This window comes from Allorhizobium sp. Av2, assembly GCF_021462805.2.
In the GTDB taxonomy this organism is placed as follows: Bacteria; Pseudomonadota; Alphaproteobacteria; order Rhizobiales; family Rhizobiaceae; genus Allorhizobium; species Allorhizobium vitis_G.
Map to the genome: position 1 here is coordinate 3,690,629 of NZ_CP192696.1, position 20,377 is coordinate 3,711,005.

A 20,377-nucleotide genomic window follows, 5' to 3' on the forward strand; every position below is an offset into this window, starting at 1 on the left:
ATATAACGGGTACGAAACGAGAGCGGAGCCGAGGATGAGCCTGGAACTGACCGCAACGGCGGCGCTGGGGCTTTGGCATCACGTAACCTTGCGCCAGGTGCAGGAGGATGGCCGCGACCTGACGCTGCGCCAGCTGTCAATCCTGCTGCATATCTATCTGGTTCCGCCGCCGCATACCGTTCGGGGGCTTGCCGCCACCCTCAAGGTCACCAAGCCGGTCATTACCCGTGCGCTCGATACCATGGGCGGCATGGGGTTTGTCGACCGGGTGCGCGATGATATGGACAAGCGCAATGTCATCATCAAGCGCACGGTGGCAGGGGCGCTTTATCTGGAAAAATTCGGCGACCTGATCATTGAGCAGGCGCGTGGCATGAGGACGTGAACATGCAACTGGACCGTCGGCTGAATGCCTATCGACCTGATCTCGCCGATGCGGCCCTGCGCGACCGGGTGGAGGCCGAGCGCTATGTCAGCGGCACCCCGGCGCGTATTGTCGTGCCGGTTATCGCATTGCGCCCGCGCCCGGATTTTGCCTGTGGAATCGATACGGAGATGCTGCTGGGCGAAGAGGTTACAGTGTTTGACCGCGCCGATGGCTGGGCCTGGGTGAAAGCCGGTCTGGATGGCTATGTCGGCTATCTGCCGGAAACGGCAATAGCCGCCATCGAAGCGCCACCCACGCATTGGATAACAGTGCCACGCAGTTTTCTCTACACCGGCCCGGACCTGCGCTATCCCAATGCGCGGACCATCTCGATGGGGAGCCGGATAACGGTCACCGGCGAGACTGAGACCCGTGGCACTCGCTACTTTCTGCTAAGTGACGGTCATGCGGTGATTGCCGATCATTGCCGCGCTCTGGGTACACCGGCAGGCGAGGATTATGTGGCCATCGCCGCCCGTTTTCTGGAAACGCCCTATCTCTGGGGCGGACGCAGCGGACTTGGCATCGATTGCTCCGGCCTCGTCCAGCTCTCCATGCAGATGTGCGGGCTGAGCGCCCCGCGCGACAGCGACATGCAGGCGGCGGGCCTCGGCAACCCGATTGACCGGAGCGATCTGCGCCGGGGCGACCTGATCTTCTGGAAAGGCCATGCCGGTATCATGGAAGACGAGCGCACCCTGCTGCATGCCAATGGTCACACGATGAGCGTCGCCCGCGAAGACGTGGACGCCGCCATCGCCCGGATCGGCTGGCTCTACCAGCAGCCGACCGGTTATCGCAGACCGGAACGGATCGCTTAGAGACCCACGCTTCGACCGGTCAACCCAATCAGGTGAAGCCTGTCAATGTGCCTCGTCCCAGTTATCGGCGGCGCGGGCATCCACCTTCAGTGGGACGCGCATGGCGATGGCGGGCATGGCGGCATTTTCCATGGTGGAGACGATCACCGGCAAGGCAGCCTCGATGGCCTCATCCTCGACCTCGAAGATCAGTTCGTCATGCACCTGGAGAAGCATCCGGGTTTTGTCACCGAGACCGGCCTTGGCCAGCGCCGGTTCCACCTGCACCATGGCGCGGCGGATGACATCGGCGGCGGAGCCCTGGATGGGCGCGTTGATTGCTGCCCGCTCGTTGAAGGCCCGCATCGATGGGTTTGAGGATTTGATCTCCGGGTAATGGGCGCGCCGTCCAAAGATGGTTTCGACATAACCATGCTCGCGCACGAAGGCCTTGGTGCTTTCCATATAGTCCTTGATGCCGGGGAAGCGCTCGAAATATTTCTTGATATACTCGCCCGCTTCCGACCGCTCGATGCTGAGCTGGTTGGCAAGACCGAAGGCGGAAATGCCGTAAATGATGCCGAAATTGATCGCCTTGGCGCGGCGGCGCACTTCAGACGGCATGCCGTCCACCGGCACGCCGAACATTTCAGAGGCGGTCATCGCATGAATATCGACCCCATCGGCAAAGGCCTGGCGCAATTGCGGAATATCCGCCACATGGGCCAGCACCCGCAGCTCGATCTGGCTATAATCGGCAGACAAGAGCTTATGGCCTGGGGTGGAAATGAAGGCGGTGCGGATCTTGCGGCCTTCGGCAGTGCGCACCGGGATATTTTGCAGATTCGGCTCGGATGACGACAGGCGACCTGTCGTCGTGGCCGCCATGGAATAGGATGTGTGGACCCGCTTGGTCTGCGGGTGAACATAGCCGGGCAGGGCGTCGGTATAGGTGGATTTCAGCTTGGTCAACTGGCGCCAATCGACGATCTTGCGGGGCAGGGGCTCGCCCTGGGCGGCCAGATCTTCCAGCACCTGCGCGGAGGTTGACCATTGGCCGGTCTTGGTTTTCGAGCCGCCGGGAAGGTTCATTCTGCCAAACAGGATATCGCCAAGCTGTTTGGGCGAACCGACATTGAAACGCTCGCCAGCCAGTTCGTAAATTTCATCCTCAAAGGCGGCGGCCTTCTGCGCCAACTCGCCTGACAGCCGCGAGAGGATCTGCCGATCAATGGTAATGCCGCGCTCTTCCATCTCGGCCAGAACCGGCACCAGGGGCCGTTCCAGCCGCTCGTAGACGCGGGCCAAGCCTACAGCTGCAAGCCGTGGCTTCAGCACCAGCCAGAGACGCAGCGTGACGTCCGCATCCTCTGCGGCGTAGGCGGTCGCCTTGTCGATATCGACGAAATCGAAGGTGACAAGCGATTTGCCGGAGCCTGCCACCTCCTTATAGGGAATGGGCGTATGTCCGAGCCAACGTTCCGACAGGCTGTCCATGCCATGCGCGCCGACGCCAGCTTCCAGCACATAGGACAGCAGCATCGTGTCGTCGAAACCCCTGATAACAATGCCGTGCCGCTTCATGACCAGGTAATCGTATTTCAGGTTCTGCGCCACTTTCAGAACCGATGGATCTTCCAGCAGGCCCTTCAAGGCGGCGAGTGCCTCGCTCATCGGGATCTGGTTGTCTGCCAGTTTCAGGCCGTCGCTGAACAGGTCGTCACGCCCGGTCTTGTGGCCAAGCGGCACATAGGCGGCGCGAATGGTTGCTGCGCCCGGCGACGCCGCATTGTCCTGAAGGGCGAGTGATACACCGACCAGATCGGCCTGCATCGGGTCAAGCGAGGTGGTTTCGGTATCGAAGGCGACAACACCGGCCTCCCGCGCTGAGGCGATCCAGCCTTCCAGGGTGGAAAGATCGCGAATGGTCACATAAGTGGACCGGTCGATGGGCTGGCCACCAAAGGCTGATTGCCGGGCAGCGGCAAGATCGGCAGGCGTCGCGCCCTCGGCCTTGGCGGATTGTGCTGAGGGTCCGGCTTCTTGGCTGGAGGCTGGCCGCTGTGCAGCCTCACCGGCGTCGAGATCCGGGCCACGGGCTGCCGAACCCCATTCCACCGAGATCGTGGCGGGTTCGATGGCGCCCGCATCACACTCGCAATTGTCGGCGACGCGCCGTGTCAGCGAGGTGAATTCCATGGTTTTCAGGAAGGCGACCAGCTTTGGTCCATCCTGCTTTTCCAGCATCAGCGCGTCGAGCGGCATGTCCAGCGGCACATCGGTGCGCAGCGTCACCAATTGCCGCGACAGCTTGACCAGTTCGGCACCGGCCAGAATGTTTTCGCGCCGCTTGTTCTGCTTGATTTCGGAGGCCCGCGCCATCAGCGTGTCCAGATCGCCATATTCCTCCAGCAATTGCGCCGCCGTCTTCGGGCCGATGCCGGGAATGCCGGGAATGTTATCGGTGCTGTCGCCGGTCAGCGATTGCAGGTCGATCATCTTTTCCGGTGGCACGCCCCATTTCTCGATGACCTCGGGAATGCCGATCTGCTTGTCCTTCATGCTGTCATACATATGGACATTGGCAGTCACCAACTGCATCAGGTCCTTGTCGGAGGAGACGATGGTGACATCCGCGCCGATGGCTTCGGCAGCCCGGGCATAGGTGGCGATAATGTCATCGGCCTCGAAACCCTCGGTCTCGATGCACGGCAGGTTGAAGGCCCGCGTCGCCTGGCGGATCAGCCCGAATTGCGGCACCAGATCTTCCGGCGGGGCGGAGCGATTGGCCTTGTATTCTGGATAGAGATCCTTGCGGAAGGTTTTCGACGAATAGTCGAAAATCACCGCCAGATGGGTGGGCGTGACACCGACTGACGTGTCGCGTGCTTCGGTCAGCAGCTTCCACATCATATTGCAGAAGCCCGAGACCGCGCCAACCGGCAGCCCGTCCGATTTGCGGGTCAGTGCCGGAAGCGCATGGAAGGCCCGGAAGATGAAGCCGGAGCCGTCGACAAGAAAGAGATGATCGCCTTTTTTCATGCGCCAAGGGATAGCGCGGCGGCTCAAAAAGGTCCATGCCACATCACGCCAAAACCGTTTACAGAGTGAAGTGACGATTTTTCTGTGTCATCACGAAAAGCTTACCGCTTTGTAATCATTCCTTCCCTTGAAAAAACACATTTGGCCGCGCATTTACTAGTCAGCGGCGCACAATGAGCGCCGCAGTCTGAAAGTTGGCTCGTCCCCCGCCGCTTCAGACTTCAGGACAAAGGCCTTATCCCCCCTCTCCGGGCCTTTGTCCCCTGTTACGAAAAGTCGTCACGGCGCCGCCTCCAGCCGTGACGACTTTTTTGTTTGTGCCTGGTATTTCTGCTATAAAGGTGGCCACATTGCCTCGGCTTTGAAACCGGCCTATCATCGACACCATGCTGTTTGATCGTCGGCAATCGCCAACCTATCTCGTGAGCCAGCTCGCCAAGGAATTTGCCCGTGCCTTGCAGGTTCGGGCCGAGGGGCTCGGCTTTTCCGCCGGTCAGTTTCCAATCCTGCTGGAGCTTTGGGAAGAGCAAGGCCTGACCCAGAAGCAATTGCTGGAGCGGGTGGCCGTGGAACAGGCGACCATGGCCAATACCCTGTCTCGCATGGAGCGCGACGGATTGATCGAACGAAAGCCGCATCCGACAGATAGACGCGCCCAGCTGGTTTTCCTGACCGCCAAGGGGGATGGGCTGCGAGATCAGGCAATTTCCGCCGCCTGCGAAGCCGATGAGGCGCTTTTTCAAGGATTTCGACGGTTCGAGAAGGAATTGATGCTGGAATTCATCCGCCAGGCACTGGAAAATGCCCGCAGTCGCGAAAATGGCCCAAATATTTGAGGCTGCTTGTCTCGAAACTGTCGGGCTCATGGTCTATCGTCCCCGCTGATTTGAACAGTCCAGGACATGCCCATGACCGATCTAGCCCCCATTCTCGCCGAGGCCGACAAGGCGCTGCCACAAAGCCTTGATCGGCTTTTCGACCTTGTGCGTATTGCCTCGATTTCCACCGACCCGGCCTATAAGGCCGATTGTCGCAAGGCGGCGGAATGGTTGGCGCAGGAGCTGAAGGGCCTCGGGTTCAATGCCTCTGTGCGCGACACGCCCGGCCATCCGATGGTCGTTGGTCATCATGATGCTGACCGCCCGGATGCGCCACATGTGCTGTTTTACGGCCATTACGATGTGCAGCCGGTCGATCCGCTCGATCTTTGGGAAAACGATCCGTTCGAGCCTGCCATCAAGGAGATCGAGCCGGGCCGCAAGGTGATCACCGGACGCGGCACCTCTGATGACAAGGGCCAATTGATGACCTTTGTCGAGGCCTGCCGGGCCTATAAGGCCGTGCATGGCGGCCTGCCCGTCAAGATCACCATCCTGTTCGAGGGCGAAGAGGAATCCGGTTCGCCTTCGCTGAAGCCATTTCTTGCGGCCAATGAAGACGAGCTGAAATGCGATTTCGCCCTGGTCTGCGATACCGGCATGTGGGACCGCGAAACCCCGGCGATTGCGGCGGCCCTGCGCGGCCTGGTTGGCGAGGAAGTGACCGTGACGGCTGCGGACCGCGATCTGCATTCCGGCCTGTTCGGCGGGGCTGCGGCCAATCCGATCCATATTCTTGCCAAGGTGCTGGCCGACCTGCATGACGAGACGGGCCGGGTCACCATTGACGGTTTTTACGAGGGTGTTGAGGAGACGCCTGCCAATATCAAGGCCTCCTGGGAAAAGTTGGGCCGCACCGCCGACACGTTTCTCAATGATGTCGGCCTGTCGATCCCATCAGGCGAAAAGGGGCGTAGCGTCCTGGAATTGACCTGGGCGCGTCCGACCGCCGAAGTCAACGGCATTACCGGTGGCTATACCGGCGAAGGCTTCAAGACGGTGATCGCCTCAAAAGCCTCGGCGAAGGTGTCTTTCCGTCTGGTCGGTGAGCAGGACCCGGCGAAAATCCGCGAAAACTTCCGGGCTTTCGTCAAGGCGCGCATTCCCGGCGACTGCTCGGTTGAATTTCATGAGCATGGGGCATCGCCAGCCATCCAGCTTCCCTATGATTCGCCCTTCCTGACCAAGGCTAAATCCGCTCTGTCGGATGAATGGCCAAAGCCCGCTGAAGTGATCGGCATGGGCGGCTCTATCCCGATTGTCGGGGATTTCCAGACCATGCTGGGCATGGATTCGCTGCTGGTCGGCTTTGGCCTGGTGGATGACCGCATCCACTCGCCCAATGAGAAATACGAGCTGGAATCCTTCCACAAGGGTATCAGGTCTTGGATCCGTATTCTGGACGCGCTGGCGCATTGATACCAAACACGCGATTGCGACGACGCCCGGACGAACTCCGGGCGTTTTCATTTGGATCGCGTATCGTAGCGCGGGAAGGATAAGGGGCCTAAAAAGCAAAAAGGCCGGGGAGTAAACCCGACCTTTCCAAAACTCACTCTTATCGTTGCCAGTACATCCGTGGTCAACGAAGCGCGAGGCTTCAACCTGAAGGAGGACCGGGTTCTCACCCTGTTTGCCGCCTTTGAATGAGTATCGCGCCAAATGCCTAAACTTGTATTAAGCATCGTCAGCGACCTCGGCAGCAATGCCCCGTCCTTCACGTCTTCATCATAAATGGCATCTCATTGCGGCTTTTCAAGGGCTCTGCTGCATAATTCTTAAATCGGCATCGATTGAGGAATTATGCAGCAGTGGGCGGACAGCACTGGGGGTAATTTTCTTGATCCTCCCGATCTGCAAACCCTTGCAGGTCGGCGCTCGCCCTTTTATGAAAAGACTATGAGCCTTATATCCGTCCAAGATTTCTTTTCCGCCCATGCGCCGGATATTACCGTGATTGAAACCGAGCAAAGCTCGGCCACCGTGCCTTTGGCTGCCTTGGCGCATGGCGTTGAGCCGGATCAGATCGCCAAGACCCTTTGTTTGCGGGTTGGTGACATCACCATGCTGGTGGTTGCCGCAGGAGAACGGCGGCTGGACAACAAGAAATTCAAGGAGCGGTTCGGGGGCAAGCCCCGCATGCTGGGAGCGGAAGAGGTTGTGGCCCTGACCGGCCATCCAGTGGGCGGTGTTTGTCCTTTCGGGCTGGCGACGCCGATTCCGGTATTTTGCGATGTGTCGTTGCAGCGTTTCGACATTGTTGTCCCGGCCGCCGGAGCCACCAATTCCGCCGTCAAAATCGCGCCGCAACGAATAGTCGATCTGACGGGTGCGGAGTGGGTCGATGTCTGCCAGTAAGATGAAGAATCAGTTGTAATAGTGATCGAATACAAAAAAGGCGGCGCACCCTGCGCCGCCTTTCCTCCTCGCCATAAAACGACGAATGCCTATCCTGCGAAACTGCATGGCAGTTTCGAATCAGTGCTTTAGTACCAGCGACGGCGGGGTTCTGGCGTAGATTGGCTTGCCACCAGATAACCAATGAACGCACCCACCAGGGCAATGCCAAGCAAAGCAGTGGATGTTGCGGTCGGATGCTCGCGCACGATACCGGCAACCGATGTTGCCTCATCCTTGGCGTAGCGTGCCACGTCCTGCGCACTGCGGGCAGCGTTGCTCAGCGCGTGGGATGTGGTGCCACGAACCTGATCGGCCACAGAATGACCCTGTTCAGCCAACTTGTCCTTCAATTGCGCGATCTGAGCCTGAAGCTCACGCATTTCAGCTTGCATACGCGTCGTATCAGCCATGGGTAACTCCCTGTTGTGTTTTCAGGAAAATAACGGTTCCATGCCGCTTTGGTTCCATTCGGTTCTCGAAAAGAACGCAATGGGATGGAATCAACGGACATGCATTGCTCGTCCCATCAGTCTTCCATCCATGCCCAAGACATTATAAGCAGGGGATTGAAGCAGCCCCTATGATTACCTTTCTGGCACCCTTCTGGAGAACGGCCCTCGAGCCATGGCAGGCATGAAAAAGTCACGAAACCGCATTGAGCCCAGGCTTGGCGACGCCGAGAATGAGGATGGTGACGAGATCAGGCTCGACAGCAATGATCGCGTGCTCGGTGGGCGCTCGGCTTCGGGTGGGAAAAAAACGCCGGGCGCCAATTCCAAACGGTCGAGAGAGGTTGCCGATCCGCGCCCGAAGCGAGAGAAAGTCCGGTCCGGCGGCCTCTTGGGTGGTATCCGCAGGCTGTTCTACTGGTGCGTGGTGCTGGGCATATGGGGTACGATCGGCGTTGTCGGCCTGGTCATCTATTTTGCCGCCCAGATGCCGAGCGCCAGTTCCTGGACCGTGCCGGCCCGCGCGCCGAATATCAAGATTGTCTCTGTCGATGGCGCATTGATCGCCAATCGCGGTGTCACCGGTGGCGAAGCCTTGTCCATCGATGAAATGTCGCCCTATCTGCCGGAAGCCATCGTGGCGATTGAAGACAAACGGTTTTACCACCATTTCGGTGTTGACTTCATCGGGGTTGGCCGCGCTTTCGTCACCAATATTCTGCTGGGCCATAAGGCTCAGGGCGGCTCGACCATCACGCAGCAATTGGCCCGAAACCTGTTTCTGTCGCCCAAGAAGACCTTTGAGCGCAAAGTGCAGGAAGTGCTGCTGTCACTGTGGCTGGAGCAGAAATATACCAAGGATCAGATCCTGGCCATGTATCTGAACCGGGTCTATTTTGGCGACAATGCCTATGGCGTCGAAGCGGCATCGCGACGCTATTTCAATACCTCTGCGCGCGACGTCAATCTGGGCGAAGCGGCGCTTTTGGCCGGCCTGGTCCAGGCGCCGTCGCGGCTGTCGCCGGTCAACGATCCAAAGCCGGCCCAGGATCGGGCCAAGATCGTGCTGGGCGCCATGCGCGAACAGGGCTACATCACGGACAGCGACTTCGACCGCGCCATGAAACAGTCCCCTGACCATGCCAAGCGGCAGGCGGATGGTGCAGGCCAATATGTGGCCGATATGGTGGCGGGCCAGTTGAAAGGGCTGATCGGCGAGGTCAAGCAGGACATTGTCGTCACCACGACCATCGATCCGACGCTGGAGGATGCGGCGCAGGCAGCAATTGCCGCCACGCTGGACAAGGACGGTAAGAAATCAAACGCCTCGCAAGCGGCTCTTGTCGCCATTGATGGCAATGGCGCGGTGCGCGCTTTGGTCGGCGGTCGTGATTATGCGACCAGTCAGTTCAATCGGGCCGTAACCGCCAAACGGCAGCCGGGTTCGGCTTTCAAGCCTTTCGTTTATGCCGCCGCCATGGAAATCGGCGATACGCCCGGCACTGTCCGCAATGACGGTCCGGTGAAGATCGGTAACTGGACCCCTGAAAACTACGAGCAAAAATACAATGGACCGGTGACGCTTTCCTACGCGCTCGCCCATTCGCTCAACACCATTGCCGCCCAGCTGGTCATGGAGGTTGGCCCGGATCAAGTGATCAAGCTTGCCCACCGTCTCGGTGTCGAATCGGATCTGCAAAGCAATGCGTCGATTGCGCTCGGCACCTCGGAAGTGTCGCTGCTGGAACTGACGGCAGCCTATGCGCCGTTCATGAATGGCGGCTACAAGGCAACCCCGCATGTGATCAGCCAGATTGCCGATGCCGATGGCAAGGTGCTTTATACCGCCGATTACGGCGAGCCCCCGCGGGTGCTCAATCAGCAGGTTGTCGGGCAGATGACCCGAATGATGGAATCTGTGATGACCGAGGGCACCGGCAAGGCGGCCAAGCTCAAGAACTGGCAAGCGGCTGGCAAGACCGGGACGACGCAGTCGTTCCGCGACGCGCTATTTGTCGGCTTTACCAGCAATCTCACCACCGGTGTCTGGTTCGGCAATGACGACGGGGCGCCGATGAAGAAGGTGACCGGCGGCGGTCTTCCTGCCAAGACCTGGAAGGATTTCATGACTGTTGCCCATAAAGGGCTGACACCGGTGCCGTTGTTTGGCGATCCGACGCCACAGACCGAGGAAAGTCCGTCGCTGACGACGATGATCCAGCAGGTCCTGTCCGGCACCCCGTCCACGCCTGCCCCTTCCGATCAGGAAAACAGCTATCCACCGGCGCCACCGGCGCCTGCCAACACGCCGGGTCCGCTGTCCGGCAATGCGCCCGGCACTCAGCCTGGTGATGCCAATCCGGCTTATCCACCTCAAGCGCGCCAGACTCCAAACCAGAACCCGGGACAAATCCCGGGCCAGCCCCCATTACAGCCGCGTCCGCCGGTCAATCCACGCGATGGCGCCGTTCTGGAAGGCCGGGTGCCGCCGGGGGCTTTGCGCCGCAACGATCCGATGCCTGAGGATGGCTATCCGGGTGAGGATCCGGACAGCAATCCCTACGGTGCCGATGGTGGCTATGCGCCTCCGGCTGACGTGGGTGAAGGACAACAGCCCCGCGCGCAAAGCCATGGCGATGGAAAGACCACGCTGCTGGATGTGATCATGGGGCGGTAATGGCTGGATTTTATATGTGCTATGACGCCTTGATCGTGTCGCAGGCTCCAGGCAAGCAATGCCTGCGACATCTGATGGGATTTGGTCCCGGTTGTATGGCTTGTTCACCTTGGTACCATCCGCAATACCTTGTTTTGCGGGAAATGCGTAAACTTGGTGGTCGGCGTGAATTTGGTGCCTTGCAGTCGTAAATTTCGGTTCTTATATAGCCCGCATAAGGCAGCGTCGCTGCGCAATCCCGTAGACCACAATCCACGTCGAGGGGCTGTCACTGGAATGCCTGTCGGGGTTCGGACAGCCTGCTTCAAGGAGAGAATAAAATGGCAAAAGTAATCGGTATCGACCTTGGAACGACCAATTCCTGCGTTTCTGTCATGGACGGCAAGGATGCGAAGGTCATTGAAAATTCAGAGGGCGCGCGCACCACGCCGTCCATGGTGGCTTTTTCGGACGATGGTGAGCGCCTTGTCGGCCAGCCGGCCAAGCGTCAGGCGGTGACCAATCCCACCAACACACTCTTCGCTGTCAAGCGCCTGATTGGCCGCCGCTACGAAGATCCGACCGTTGAAAAGGACAAGGGCCTCGTGCCTTTCCCGATCATCAAGGGCGACAATGGTGATGCCTGGGTCGAAGCTCAGGGCAAAGGTTACTCGCCAGCCCAGATCTCTGCAATGATCTTGCAGAAGATGAAGGAAACGGCAGAAGCTTACCTCGGCGAAAAGGTCGAAAAGGCCGTTATCACCGTTCCCGCTTACTTCAATGACGCCCAGCGTCAGGCCACCAAGGATGCAGGCCGCATCGCGGGTCTCGAAGTTCTGCGCATCATCAACGAGCCAACCGCTGCTGCTTTGGCCTATGGCCTTGACAAGACCGAAGGCAAGACCATTGCCGTATACGACTTGGGTGGTGGTACGTTCGATATTTCCGTTCTGGAAATCGGCGATGGCGTGTTTGAAGTGAAGTCCACCAACGGTGACACCTTCCTCGGTGGTGAAGACTTCGACATGCGTTTGGTCGAATATTTGGCTGCCGAGTTCAAGAAGGAACAGGGCATTGAGCTGAAGAACGACAAGCTCGCTCTGCAGCGCCTGAAGGAAGCCGCTGAAAAGGCCAAGATCGAACTGTCCTCTTCGCAGCAGACCGAAATCAACCTGCCGTTCATCACCGCTGATGCCTCTGGTCCAAAGCATTTGACCATGAAGCTGACCCGCGCCAAGTTTGAAAACCTGGTGGATGATCTGGTTCAGCGCACTGTTGCACCGTGCAAGGCAGCCCTCAAGGACGCTGGCGTCACTGCCGCTGACATTGATGAAGTTGTTCTGGTTGGCGGCATGAGCCGTATGCCAAAGGTGCAGGAAGTTGTGAAGCAGCTGTTCGGCAAGGAACCACACAAGGGTGTGAACCCGGACGAAGTGGTTGCCATGGGCGCTGCTATTCAGGCTGGCGTTTTGCAGGGCGACGTCAAGGACGTTCTTCTGCTCGACGTGACCCCGCTGTCGCTCGGCATTGAAACTCTCGGCGGCGTCTTCACCCGTCTGATCGACCGTAACACGACGATCCCGACCAAGAAGAGCCAGGTGTTCTCGACTGCTGATGACAATCAACAGGCTGTGACCATCCGCGTATCGCAGGGCGAGCGCGAAATGGCGCAGGATAACAAGCTGCTTGGCCAGTTCGACCTCGTTGGTCTGCCACCATCACCACGCGGCGTTCCACAGATCGAAGTGACCTTCGATATCGACGCCAACGGTATTGTGCAGGTCTCGGCCAAGGACAAGGGCACCGGCAAGGAACAGCAGATCCGCATTCAGGCCTCCGGTGGTCTGTCGGATGCTGACATCGAGAAGATGGTCAAGGACGCTGAAGCCAATGCTGAAGCCGACAAGAACCGTCGCGCTGTGGTCGAAGCCAAGAACCAGGCTGAAAGCCTTGTTCACTCCACCGAGAAGTCGGTGAAGGATTACGGCGACAAGGTATCGGCAGAGGACCGCAAGGCGATCGAGGATGCGATTGCAGCCCTGAAGGCGTCGGTTGAAACCTCGGAGCCGAACGCCGAGGACATTCAGGCCAAGACCCAGACCTTGATGGAAGTGTCCATGAAGCTTGGTCAGGCGATCTACGAGTCCCAGCAGGCCGAAGGCGGTGCCGAGGGTGGGCCAAGTGGTCACCATGATGACGGCATCGTCGATGCCGATTATGAAGAAGTGAAGGACGACAACACGAAGAAGTCTGCTTGATGCGGACTTCGCGGCGTCATACCTTTGTGAGATGGCTGGCCTTCGGGCCAGCCGCGTTTGCTTTGGCAGGGTGCCTCGCCGCGCATGCGGCAGCGGGGGCCGATGTTCACCAGAAAGTCAGTGCTGCCGAAGCGTCTATCCTCCAGGCGATTGCCAAGCGGGATACGGCGCTGCTGCGGCGAACCGTTGGTGGTCTCGGTCCGCTGATCGAGGATGCCTTGAAGCGCAAGAAGTCCGGTGGGCAGGTGTCGTCCTGCGATCTGGCGGCCCACTCCTTGGGCTTTGCTGGCATGTCGCTGTCGGAGGCAGTCACACAAAAGGGTGCTGCGCGAAAAATGCTGATGGATGATGCCCGCCAGGCGGCGGCGGATTTTAACAGGGACATGTCTGCTTGCGACGCGCAGGTGGGACAGAAGACAAGCAACCACGCGGGTGTGGAAAAAGCTTTGAGAGCTTTGTAGGACGATGGCAAAAGCAGATTTCTACGAGACCCTCGGTGTCTCCAAAACCGCAGATGAAAAAGAGCTGAAAAGCGCCTTCCGCAAGTTGGCGATGAAGTTTCACCCGGACAAAAATCCGGGTGATGCGGAATCCGAGCGGAAGTTCAAGGAAATCAACGAGGCCTATGAAACGCTAAAGGATCCGCAAAAGCGGGCGGCCTATGATCGTTTCGGCCACGCTGCCTTTGAGCAGGGTGGCATGGGCAGCGCTGGCGGCGGTGGCGGTTTTGCCGGCGGCGGCTTCTCGGATATTTTCGAGGACATTTTCGGCGAGATGATGGGCGGCGGACGTGGCGGCAATGCGCGTGGACGCTCCACCGGTGGCCGTGAACGCGGCGCCGACCTGCGCTACAATATGGAAATTTCGCTGGAGGAAGCCTTTACCGGCAAGACGGCGCAGATCCGGGTTCCAACCTCGATTACCTGCGAAGTCTGTTCCGGTTCGGGCGCCAAGCCCGGCACCAAGCCGACCACCTGCGCCACCTGCCAGGGGTCTGGCCGGGTGCGGGCTGCTCAGGGCTTCTTTTCGATTGAGCGGACCTGCCCGACCTGCCAGGGCCGGGGCCAGACGATAAGCGATCCCTGCGGCAAGTGCCATGGCCAGGGCCGCGTTACGGAAGAGCGTCAGCTGTCAGTGTCCATTCCGTCCGGTATTGAAGATGGGACACGTATTCGTCTTCAAGGCGAGGGCGAAGCGGGCCTGCGAGGCGGGCCGTCAGGCGATCTCTATATTTTCCTGTCGGTCAAGCCGCACCAGTTCTTCCAGCGTGAAGGTGCAGATCTCTACTGCTCCGTGCCGATCTCGATGACAACAGCCGCACTGGGCGGCACGTTCGACGTGACCACGCTGGATGGAACCAAGTCGCGCGTTACCGTGCCTGATGGTACCCAGCCCGGCAAGCAGTTCCGTTTGAAGGGCAAGGGCATGCCGGTGCTGCGCTCGGCGCAGATGGGTGATCTCTATATCCAGATCCAGATCGAGACGCCGCAGAAGCTCACCAAGCGTCAACGCGAGCTGCTGCAGGAATTCGACCAGATTTCCTCCAAGGAGAACAATCCGGAATCGACTGGATTCTTCGCCCGGATGAAAGAGTTCTTCGAGGGTTGATGAAAAAAGGCCGGTGCGTTTCGCATCGGCCTTTTCCATGGTCAATAATGCGGTGGCTTGGTGATCGGCACACTGTCGGCTGATTGTTCTTCGAGACTGAGAAACCGTTCCGTCAGCCGATCAAGTTTGGCCCGGGTCTGCTCCACCACTTTCCACTGCTCGGTCAACTGATCCGAAAGCTCTTCAATGGTCTTGGCCTGATAGGCAACCGTTTCTTCAAGCCGGATCAGGCGGCCTTCTGGATCGGGCTCTTTTGCGCTAGCCATGGTGTGCTCCTTCCGGTTGCTTCTTGGCCGGTGTGCTGCTGCCATTGTCTTCGTCAGGACGAGCTACTGCATAATTGCCTGAAACGGAATTGCTTTGGGCTTGATGCGGACAATAAAATGATACAGCTTCTTTCGTGTCTTACATATGACACTACAGCTTTGTCCCGTGAGACGGCTTGATATGGGAATGCATGGCTGAGAAAACCTTCATCAACCGCCTGCAACTGACAGATTTCCGCAATTACGGTTCTGCTTCTTTGCGGCTCGATGGTCGCCATGTGGTGCTGACCGGCAATAACGGTTCCGGCAAGACCAATTTGATGGAAGCGGTTTCCTTTCTGTCGCCGGGGCGCGGGTTGCGCCGGGCGGTACTGTCGGATGTGGCGCGGGCTGGTGCGGCAGGTGGATTTTCGATTTTTGCCAGCCTGGAGGGCATGGCCGGGGACGTGGAGCTTGGCACCGGCTCGGAGGTTCTGGAGGAGACGGCGGTGCGGCGTCTGCGCATCAATGGGGCCTCGGTGCGCTCCGTCGACGAATTGACCGATCATTTGCGCGTCCTGTGGCTGACGCCGGCCATGGACGGGCTCTTTACCGGCTCCTCTTCCGAGCGCCGTCGCTTTCTGGATCGGCTGGTCCTGTCGATTGACCCGCAGCATGGCCGCCGCGCCAGCGACTTCGAGCGCGCCATGCGCAGCCGCAACAAACTGCTCTCCGAGGGCCGTTTCGACGCCAGTTGGCTTGCCGGGATCGAGCAGCAGATGGCAGCGCTTGGCATTGCCATGGCGCTCGCCCGGCAGGAGATGATGCGGCTGTTGGCCGCCCTTATCGAGCAGAGACGCGAGCCTGAAACTTTTCCGGGGGCAGAACTGATGCTGTCGGGCTTCATGGATGACCATGCGGGCACGGCGGCTATCGATCTCGAAGACAGCTATCGCGATCGTTTGGCCGGTTCCAGGGGCAGAGATGCAGCGGCAGGCCGCACGCTGGAGGGGCCGCATCGCAGCGACCTTCTGGTGAGGCACCGGGAAAAAGACATGGAGGCTGAACGTTGCTCGACCGGCGAGCAAAAGGCTCTGCTGATCGGCCTGATCCTTGCCCATGCCGAACTGGTGGCGACCATGACCGGCTTTGCACCGATCCTGCTTTTGGATGAAATTGCCGCCCATCTCGACGAGGGCCGACGTGCTGCCCTGTTCGACCGGATCGACGTGCTCGGCGGCCAGGCCTTCATGACCGGCACCGATGCACAGATGTTTGCAAGTCTGGGGGATCGCGCGCAATTCGTGACCGTGGATGACGGCCATCTGTCATTGTGACTATTCGGAAAGCCAAAGACATGCGACAACAGGCGATGGAGCCGCTTTCACCCGAAGAAATCCAGCGTTATCAACGCCACATCCTCTTGCCGGAAATCGGCGGGGCAGGTCAGCAGAAGCTGAAAGCCGCCCGCGTGCTGGTGATTGGCGCAGGCGGGCTCGGCGCGCCCGTGCTGCAATATCTGGCGGCAGCCGGTATCGGCATGCTGGGCATTGCCGATGACGATCACGTCTCGCTGTCCAATCTGCAACGGCAGGTGATCCATGACAGCGGCACGCTGAACGACCTGAAGACGGAAAGCGCCGCAAAGGCGATTGCCAGGCTCAACCCCCATGTGCGCGTGATACAGTTCGAGCAGCGCTTCGATGCGGACTTCGCCGCAACGCATCTGCCCGGGTTCGATCTGCTGATCGACGGTTCGGACAATTTCGACAGCCGCTATGCTGCCGCCGATGCCGGACAACAGCATTGCCGCCCATTGGTGACGGGTGCTGTTGGGCGTTTTGAAGGCTCGCTGACCGTGCTGAAACCCTATGAGACCGGGCCTGATGGAGTGCTCTATCCTGGCTACCGCGATCTTTTTCCGGAAAAGCCGCCTGCGGGTCTCATTCCCACCTGCGCCGAGACCGGCATTATCGGTGCGCTGACCGGGGTAATCGGCACCTTGATGGCGATGGAAGCGATCAAACTTATTACCGGCATTGGGGAACCGTTAGTAGGCCGTCTGCTAATGTATGATGCCCTGTCCGCCCGGTTTGACACAGTGCGCTATCGGCGCCGTGACAAGAACAGGTCCGCGCCATGACAGAGCAGGCCAGAGCGGTGACAGGAACAGGAAAGGCTGACCATGGTCGAGATCATTCAGATCGACGAGCATTTTGAAAATTGGGATGATCTTCTGGCCCTGGTGCTGGAAGCTTTCGACTACATGCATCCGCTGATCGATCCGCCATCTTCGGCGTTGAAGCTGACGGCGGAAGCCCTGAAAGCCAAGGCGCATGAGGAAATCGGTTATGCCGCCCTGATCGATGGCAAGCTGGTCGGCTGTCTGTTCTGCCGCCAGAGTGAGGCGGATCGGCTCTATGTCGGCAAGGTCGCCGTTCTTCCGGGTCTTCAGGGGCAAGGGATTGGCCGCGCCATGCTGAAAGCGGCAGAAGGTGTTGCTCATGCCTGTGGTGTCAGGCACTTGCAGTTGGAAACCCGTATCGAGCTTGATAACAATCACAAGCGCTTCGAAAAATGGGGCTTCCATGTTGTCGGGGAAAAAAGCCATCCCGGTTATGACCGGGCGACGTTCGTGCTGATGGAAAAGCCACTCGTCTGATTGATACGAACAGCCATTCAACATGGCTGTTCGTATTTCAGTTTCGACTACCTCAAGCCTTTTATGAAAGTACGTGTGATCAGTCGCGCCCTGGCAGAACCCGGTTCGGTGGCCTGTGGCCGTCAAAATAGGTGCGGATATTGATGATCACCTTGTCACCCATATCGATCCGGCCTTCAATCGTCGCCGATCCCATATGCGGTAGCAACACGACCTTGCCGTCTTCCGCCAGTTTCAACAGCTTCGGATTGATCGCCGGTTCATTCTCGAACACATCCAGACCTGCGCCCGCGATCTTGCCGTCACGGATGCATTGAATGAGGGCACTCTCGTCGATAATGCCGCCCCGGGCGGTATTGACGATATAGCTGGTCGGCTGCATCAACGCCAAACGCCGCGCCGAAAGCAGATGATAGGTGGCCGGTGTGGATGGACAATTGACCGAGACAATATCAACCCGCGCCAGCATCTGGTCCAGACTGTCCCAATAGGTTGCCTCCAGCTCATCTTCCGTCTGCGGGCTGACCCGTTTGCGGTTGTGATAGTGGATAGCAAGTCCGAACGCCTTGGCCCGCCTGGCGACCGCGGTGCCGATCCGGCCCATGCCGACAATGCCGATCCGCTTGCCCCAGATCCGCCGTCCCAGCATCCAGGTCGGCGACCATCCGGCCCATTCGCCGGGCTGGTCGGTCAGAATGCGCGAGCCTTCCGCCAGGCGCCGTGGGCCGGCGAGAATCAGCGCCATGGTCATGTCGGCGGTATCTTCGCTCAGCACATTCGGCGTATTGGTCACGGTAATGCCCTTGCGGGCCGCGGCATCGACATCGATATGGTCGGTGCCGTTGGAAAAACTGGCAATCAGTTTCAGTTGCGGGCCAGCCGCCTCGATCAATCCGGCATCGATTCGGTCGGTCACGGTCGGCACCAGAACATCACAGGTTTTCACCGCATCCATCAGGGCGTCCCGGCTGCGCGGCGTGTCGTCAATGTTCAACTCTGCCTCGAACAATTCCCGCATGCGGGTTTCCACTGCGTCCGGCAGTTTGCGCGTGATGTAAACCTTGGTCTTTTTCCGCTGGGTCATGAAGACTTTCGATGCTTTGTAAACAGGTCCTTAACCAACACAGGCGATGATTCCGGCCAGTCGTCGCGCGTCGCTGGCGCGGGACGGATGTTTCAAGAGGTTTCGCCAGCTCCGCACTATTATTCTCGAGCCATTATGGTCGAGAGAGATATTGCGCAGTCCGGCTTATTTCTATCAAACCTGTTCGGGAAGACAATTATATCTTCGCCGTTAAGGATCACATACAAGCGACGGAACCGCTGGCGGGGGCTTCGGGTTTCGTTTTATCGATCGATCAACGGAAATGCCATGCCCAACGGGTTCAAACGCTCCTGTCTCATTCCTTTCATCGCCGCTCTCTGTGTCATATGGGCAGGCGCCGCCGTCGCGCAAGGTCCAACGAAGGGCATGAGCGGCCTGCCGCTGCCGCGTTTCGTGACGTTGAAATCGGCGCGGGTCAATCTGCGAATCGGTCCCAGCACGGATTATGCCACGTCCTGGATGTATACGCGTGCAGGTTTGCCGGTTGAAATCATTCAGGAATATGACAATTGGCGGCGTATTCGTGACGCCGATGGTACCGAGGGCTGGGTAAACCAGACATTGCTGTCCGGTGAACGCAGCGCCCTTGCAGCTCCGTGGATGAAGGGCAAGGGCGACGATATCTATGTGAATATGCGGCGCGACGGGCAGGCCGGGGCGGGCGTGGTCGCCAAGCTTCAACCCGGCGTGCTGATAAAGCTGCTGGAATGCAATGGCAATTGGTGCCGCGCCGAAGTCGACGGCACCAAAGGATGGGTTGCCCAGGGTGAAATCTGGGGCGCCTATCCCGGAGAAGCCTTCAAATAAGGGGAGCCTCTAGATAACGTAAGGCTTCCCATAAGCGGGCCTTTTAAATAAGCCCTGCTTCGGCGGCTGCTTCTTGCAGCGAGGCCAGCGGTCGCGGTCCCATCTGCTGGATGACCAGACCGGCTGCCAGGCAACCGAGCTTGCCACACTCTTCCAGAGATCGCCCCTGCGTATAGCCGTAGAGAAAACCGGAGGCGAACAGATCGCCAGCACCGGTCGTGTCGACCAGTTCGGCGATGGTGGTGGCAGGCACATGGATGCGCTCGCTGCCGCGGATGATCATCGCTCCCTCTTCGCTCATGGTCACGGCGGCCAGTTTGCAATCCTTGGCGATCTGGTCCAGCGCTGCGTCGAAATCCTCCGTCTCATAGAGGGCGAGTGCTTCCTGCCGATTGGCAAACACGATGTCGACGGTGCCTGAGCGCATCAGGTCGAGGAATTCGGCACGGTAGCGATGCACGCAGAAACTGTCGGACAGGGTCATCGACATCTCCCGTCCATGCTCATGGGCAATGCGGGCGCAATCGACAATCGCCTGCTTGGCACGCGGCGGGTCCCAGAGATAGCCTTCGAAATAGGTGACCTTGGCCTGTTTCACCACCTCCGGCTCGACATCTTCAGGACCGAACTCCACGCAGGCGCCGAGATAGGTGTTCATCGAGCGCTCGCCGTCTTCGGTGACGAAAATCATGCAGCGAGCGGTTGGCGGATGCTGGCCCTTGGCCGTGGTCTGGTAATGAACGCCCTGGGCGCGAATGTCATGGGCGAAAATTTCACCCAATTCGTCTTCGGCGACCTTGCCGAAATAGGCCGCCTTGCCGCCAAAATTCGCAATGCCTGCCGCCGTATTGCCCGCACTGCCGCCGGAGGCCTCGATGGCTGGCCCCATCAAGCTGTAGAGCCGTGTGGCGCGCTCCGCATCGATCAGGTTCATGGCGCCTTTGACGATGCCGTTTTCTTCCAGGAACTGATCCTCACAGCGGGAGATGATGTCAACGATAGCGTTGCCGATGGTGAGCACGTCAAATTGCGTCATGGGA

At 59.1% G+C, this 20,377-nt stretch carries 18 protein-coding genes; 13 read left to right on the forward strand and 5 right to left on the reverse strand.

The annotated features are described in order from the left end of the window. Positions 1–34: 34 nt before the first annotated feature. Together FS819_RS17205 and FS819_RS17210 are read left to right on the forward strand one after the other, a co-directional pair. Positions 35–385, forward strand: coding sequence for a MarR family winged helix-turn-helix transcriptional regulator (locus FS819_RS17205; RefSeq protein ID WP_012654721.1), 351 nt, complete (start codon positions 35–37; stop codon positions 383–385). Positions 386–387: 2 nt separating this feature from the next. Beyond that, positions 388–1,248, forward strand: coding sequence for a C40 family peptidase (locus tag FS819_RS17210; protein ID WP_156549101.1), 861 nt, complete (start codon positions 388–390; stop codon positions 1,246–1,248). Positions 1,249–1,290: 42 nt separating this feature from the next. Here the strand turns inward: FS819_RS17210 and polA are convergent, their stop codons facing one another. Beyond that, positions 1,291–4,269 carry a DNA polymerase I gene (gene polA / locus FS819_RS17215; protein ID WP_156549103.1) on the reverse strand — a complete coding sequence of 993 codons (2,979 nt, stop codon included), beginning with the start codon at positions 4,267–4,269 and terminating at the stop codon, positions 1,291–1,293. A gap of 386 nt (positions 4,270–4,655) precedes the next feature. On the opposite strand from polA, the gene FS819_RS17220 reads away from it, so the two are divergent. From FS819_RS17220 to FS819_RS17230, 3 genes are all read left to right on the forward strand, one after another. Then, complete coding sequence (locus tag FS819_RS17220; RefSeq protein ID WP_156549105.1) at positions 4,656–5,105, forward strand: MarR family winged helix-turn-helix transcriptional regulator; 450 nt, start codon at positions 4,656–4,658, stop codon at positions 5,103–5,105. A gap of 72 nt (positions 5,106–5,177) precedes the next feature. Beyond that, on the forward strand, positions 5,178–6,566 hold the full coding sequence (locus FS819_RS17225; RefSeq protein WP_156549107.1) for a dipeptidase: 1,389 nt from the start codon (positions 5,178–5,180) through the stop codon (positions 6,564–6,566). A gap of 480 nt (positions 6,567–7,046) precedes the next feature. After that, on the forward strand, positions 7,047–7,505 hold the full coding sequence (locus FS819_RS17230; protein WP_156549109.1) for a YbaK/EbsC family protein: 459 nt from the start codon (positions 7,047–7,049) through the stop codon (positions 7,503–7,505). 128 nt (positions 7,506–7,633) lie between these two features. Here the strand turns inward: FS819_RS17230 and FS819_RS17235 are convergent, their stop codons facing one another. Continuing rightward, on the reverse strand, positions 7,634–7,957 hold the full coding sequence (locus FS819_RS17235) for a hypothetical protein (protein WP_012654727.1): 324 nt from the start codon (positions 7,955–7,957) through the stop codon (positions 7,634–7,636). Between the two features lie 214 nt (positions 7,958–8,171). On the opposite strand from FS819_RS17235, the gene FS819_RS17240 reads away from it, so the two are divergent. The 4 genes from FS819_RS17240 to dnaJ all read left to right on the forward strand — a co-directional run bounded on the left by FS819_RS17240 (position 8,172) and on the right by dnaJ (position 14,518). Beyond that, entirely contained in the window at positions 8,172–10,673 is a 2,502-nt protein-coding gene (locus FS819_RS17240; RefSeq protein ID WP_156549111.1) for a transglycosylase domain-containing protein, read from the forward strand. Between the two features lie 320 nt (positions 10,674–10,993). Then, a complete protein-coding gene (gene dnaK / locus FS819_RS17245) occupies positions 10,994–12,910 on the forward strand; it encodes a molecular chaperone DnaK (protein ID WP_156549114.1) in 1,917 nt (638 codons plus the stop codon). Next, the gene (locus FS819_RS17250; RefSeq protein ID WP_060719309.1) at positions 12,910–13,371 is read left to right on the forward strand and encodes a hypothetical protein; all 462 of its coding nucleotides are present in this window, start codon (positions 12,910–12,912) and stop codon (positions 13,369–13,371) included. Before dnaK ends, FS819_RS17250 begins: the two co-directional genes overlap by 1 nt. A 4-nt stretch (positions 13,372–13,375) precedes the next feature. After that, the gene (gene dnaJ / locus FS819_RS17255) at positions 13,376–14,518 is read left to right on the forward strand and encodes a molecular chaperone DnaJ (protein WP_156549116.1); all 1,143 of its coding nucleotides are present in this window, start codon (positions 13,376–13,378) and stop codon (positions 14,516–14,518) included. Between the two features lie 41 nt (positions 14,519–14,559). Here dnaJ and FS819_RS17260 read toward each other — a convergent pair whose 3' ends face one another. Further along, positions 14,560–14,784 (reverse strand): SlyX family protein, encoded by a 225-nt coding sequence (locus tag FS819_RS17260; protein WP_156549118.1) that lies wholly within the window; start codon positions 14,782–14,784, stop codon positions 14,560–14,562. Positions 14,785–14,975: 191 nt separating this feature from the next. Between FS819_RS17260 and recF the strand changes: the two genes are divergently transcribed. The 3 genes from recF to FS819_RS17275 are packed head-to-tail and all read left to right on the forward strand — an operon-like array spanning position 14,976 to position 17,425. Then, entirely contained in the window at positions 14,976–16,100 is a 1,125-nt protein-coding gene (gene recF, locus FS819_RS17265; RefSeq protein ID WP_156549120.1) for a DNA replication/repair protein RecF, read from the forward strand. 35 nt (positions 16,101–16,135) lie between these two features. Continuing rightward, positions 16,136–16,906, forward strand: coding sequence for a molybdopterin-synthase adenylyltransferase MoeB (locus tag FS819_RS17270; protein ID WP_156549420.1), 771 nt, complete (start codon positions 16,136–16,138; stop codon positions 16,904–16,906). A gap of 42 nt (positions 16,907–16,948) precedes the next feature. Continuing rightward, complete coding sequence (locus FS819_RS17275; RefSeq protein WP_081355219.1) at positions 16,949–17,425, forward strand: GNAT family N-acetyltransferase; 477 nt, start codon at positions 16,949–16,951, stop codon at positions 17,423–17,425. A 79-nt stretch (positions 17,426–17,504) separates the two neighbouring features. Here FS819_RS17275 and FS819_RS17280 read toward each other — a convergent pair whose 3' ends face one another. Further along, positions 17,505–18,509: a 2-hydroxyacid dehydrogenase gene (locus tag FS819_RS17280; RefSeq protein ID WP_156549122.1), complete on the reverse strand. Its 1,005-nt coding sequence runs from the start codon at positions 18,507–18,509 to the stop codon at positions 17,505–17,507. 288 nt (positions 18,510–18,797) lie between these two features. Here FS819_RS17280 and FS819_RS17285 point away from each other — a divergent pair, with 288 nt between their 5' ends. Next, positions 18,798–19,337 (forward strand): SH3 domain-containing protein, encoded by a 540-nt coding sequence (locus tag FS819_RS17285; RefSeq protein ID WP_156549125.1) that lies wholly within the window; start codon positions 18,798–18,800, stop codon positions 19,335–19,337. Positions 19,338–19,380: 43 nt separating this feature from the next. Here the strand turns inward: FS819_RS17285 and FS819_RS17290 are convergent, their stop codons facing one another. Beyond that, positions 19,381–20,373, reverse strand: coding sequence for an adenosine kinase (locus FS819_RS17290; protein WP_156549127.1), 993 nt, complete (start codon positions 20,371–20,373; stop codon positions 19,381–19,383). Positions 20,374–20,377: the final 4 nt, after the last annotated feature.

Coding starts and splice junctions, on each gene's coding strand:
- FS819_RS17240 (WP_156549111.1), top strand. CDS start 8,172: ATGGCAGGCATGAAAAAGTCACGAAACCGCATTGAGCCCAGGCTTGGC.
- FS819_RS17225 (WP_156549107.1), top strand. CDS start 5,178: ATGACCGATCTAGCCCCCATTCTCGCCGAGGCCGACAAGGCGCTGCCA.
- dnaJ (WP_156549116.1), top strand. CDS start 13,376: ATGGCAAAAGCAGATTTCTACGAGACCCTCGGTGTCTCCAAAACCGCA.
- FS819_RS17235 (WP_012654727.1), bottom strand. CDS start 7,957: ATGGCTGATACGACGCGTATGCAAGCTGAAATGCGTGAGCTTCAGGCT.
- FS819_RS17260 (WP_156549118.1), bottom strand. CDS start 14,784: ATGGCTAGCGCAAAAGAGCCCGATCCAGAAGGCCGCCTGATCCGGCTT.
- polA (WP_156549103.1), bottom strand. CDS start 4,269: ATGAAAAAAGGCGATCATCTCTTTCTTGTCGACGGCTCCGGCTTCATC.
- FS819_RS17250 (WP_060719309.1), top strand. CDS start 12,910: ATGCGGACTTCGCGGCGTCATACCTTTGTGAGATGGCTGGCCTTCGGG.
- FS819_RS17285 (WP_156549125.1), top strand. CDS start 18,798: ATGCCCAACGGGTTCAAACGCTCCTGTCTCATTCCTTTCATCGCCGCT.
- FS819_RS17270 (WP_156549420.1), top strand. CDS start 16,136: ATGGAGCCGCTTTCACCCGAAGAAATCCAGCGTTATCAACGCCACATC.
- FS819_RS17275 (WP_081355219.1), top strand. CDS start 16,949: ATGGTCGAGATCATTCAGATCGACGAGCATTTTGAAAATTGGGATGAT.
- recF (WP_156549120.1), top strand. CDS start 14,976: ATGGCTGAGAAAACCTTCATCAACCGCCTGCAACTGACAGATTTCCGC.
- FS819_RS17205 (WP_012654721.1), top strand. CDS start 35: ATGAGCCTGGAACTGACCGCAACGGCGGCGCTGGGGCTTTGGCATCAC.
- FS819_RS17280 (WP_156549122.1), bottom strand. CDS start 18,509: ATGACCCAGCGGAAAAAGACCAAGGTTTACATCACGCGCAAACTGCCG.
- FS819_RS17290 (WP_156549127.1), bottom strand. CDS start 20,373: ATGACGCAATTTGACGTGCTCACCATCGGCAACGCTATCGTTGACATC.
- FS819_RS17210 (WP_156549101.1), top strand. CDS start 388: ATGCAACTGGACCGTCGGCTGAATGCCTATCGACCTGATCTCGCCGAT.
- dnaK (WP_156549114.1), top strand. CDS start 10,994: ATGGCAAAAGTAATCGGTATCGACCTTGGAACGACCAATTCCTGCGTT.
- FS819_RS17220 (WP_156549105.1), top strand. CDS start 4,656: ATGCTGTTTGATCGTCGGCAATCGCCAACCTATCTCGTGAGCCAGCTC.
- FS819_RS17230 (WP_156549109.1), top strand. CDS start 7,047: ATGAGCCTTATATCCGTCCAAGATTTCTTTTCCGCCCATGCGCCGGAT.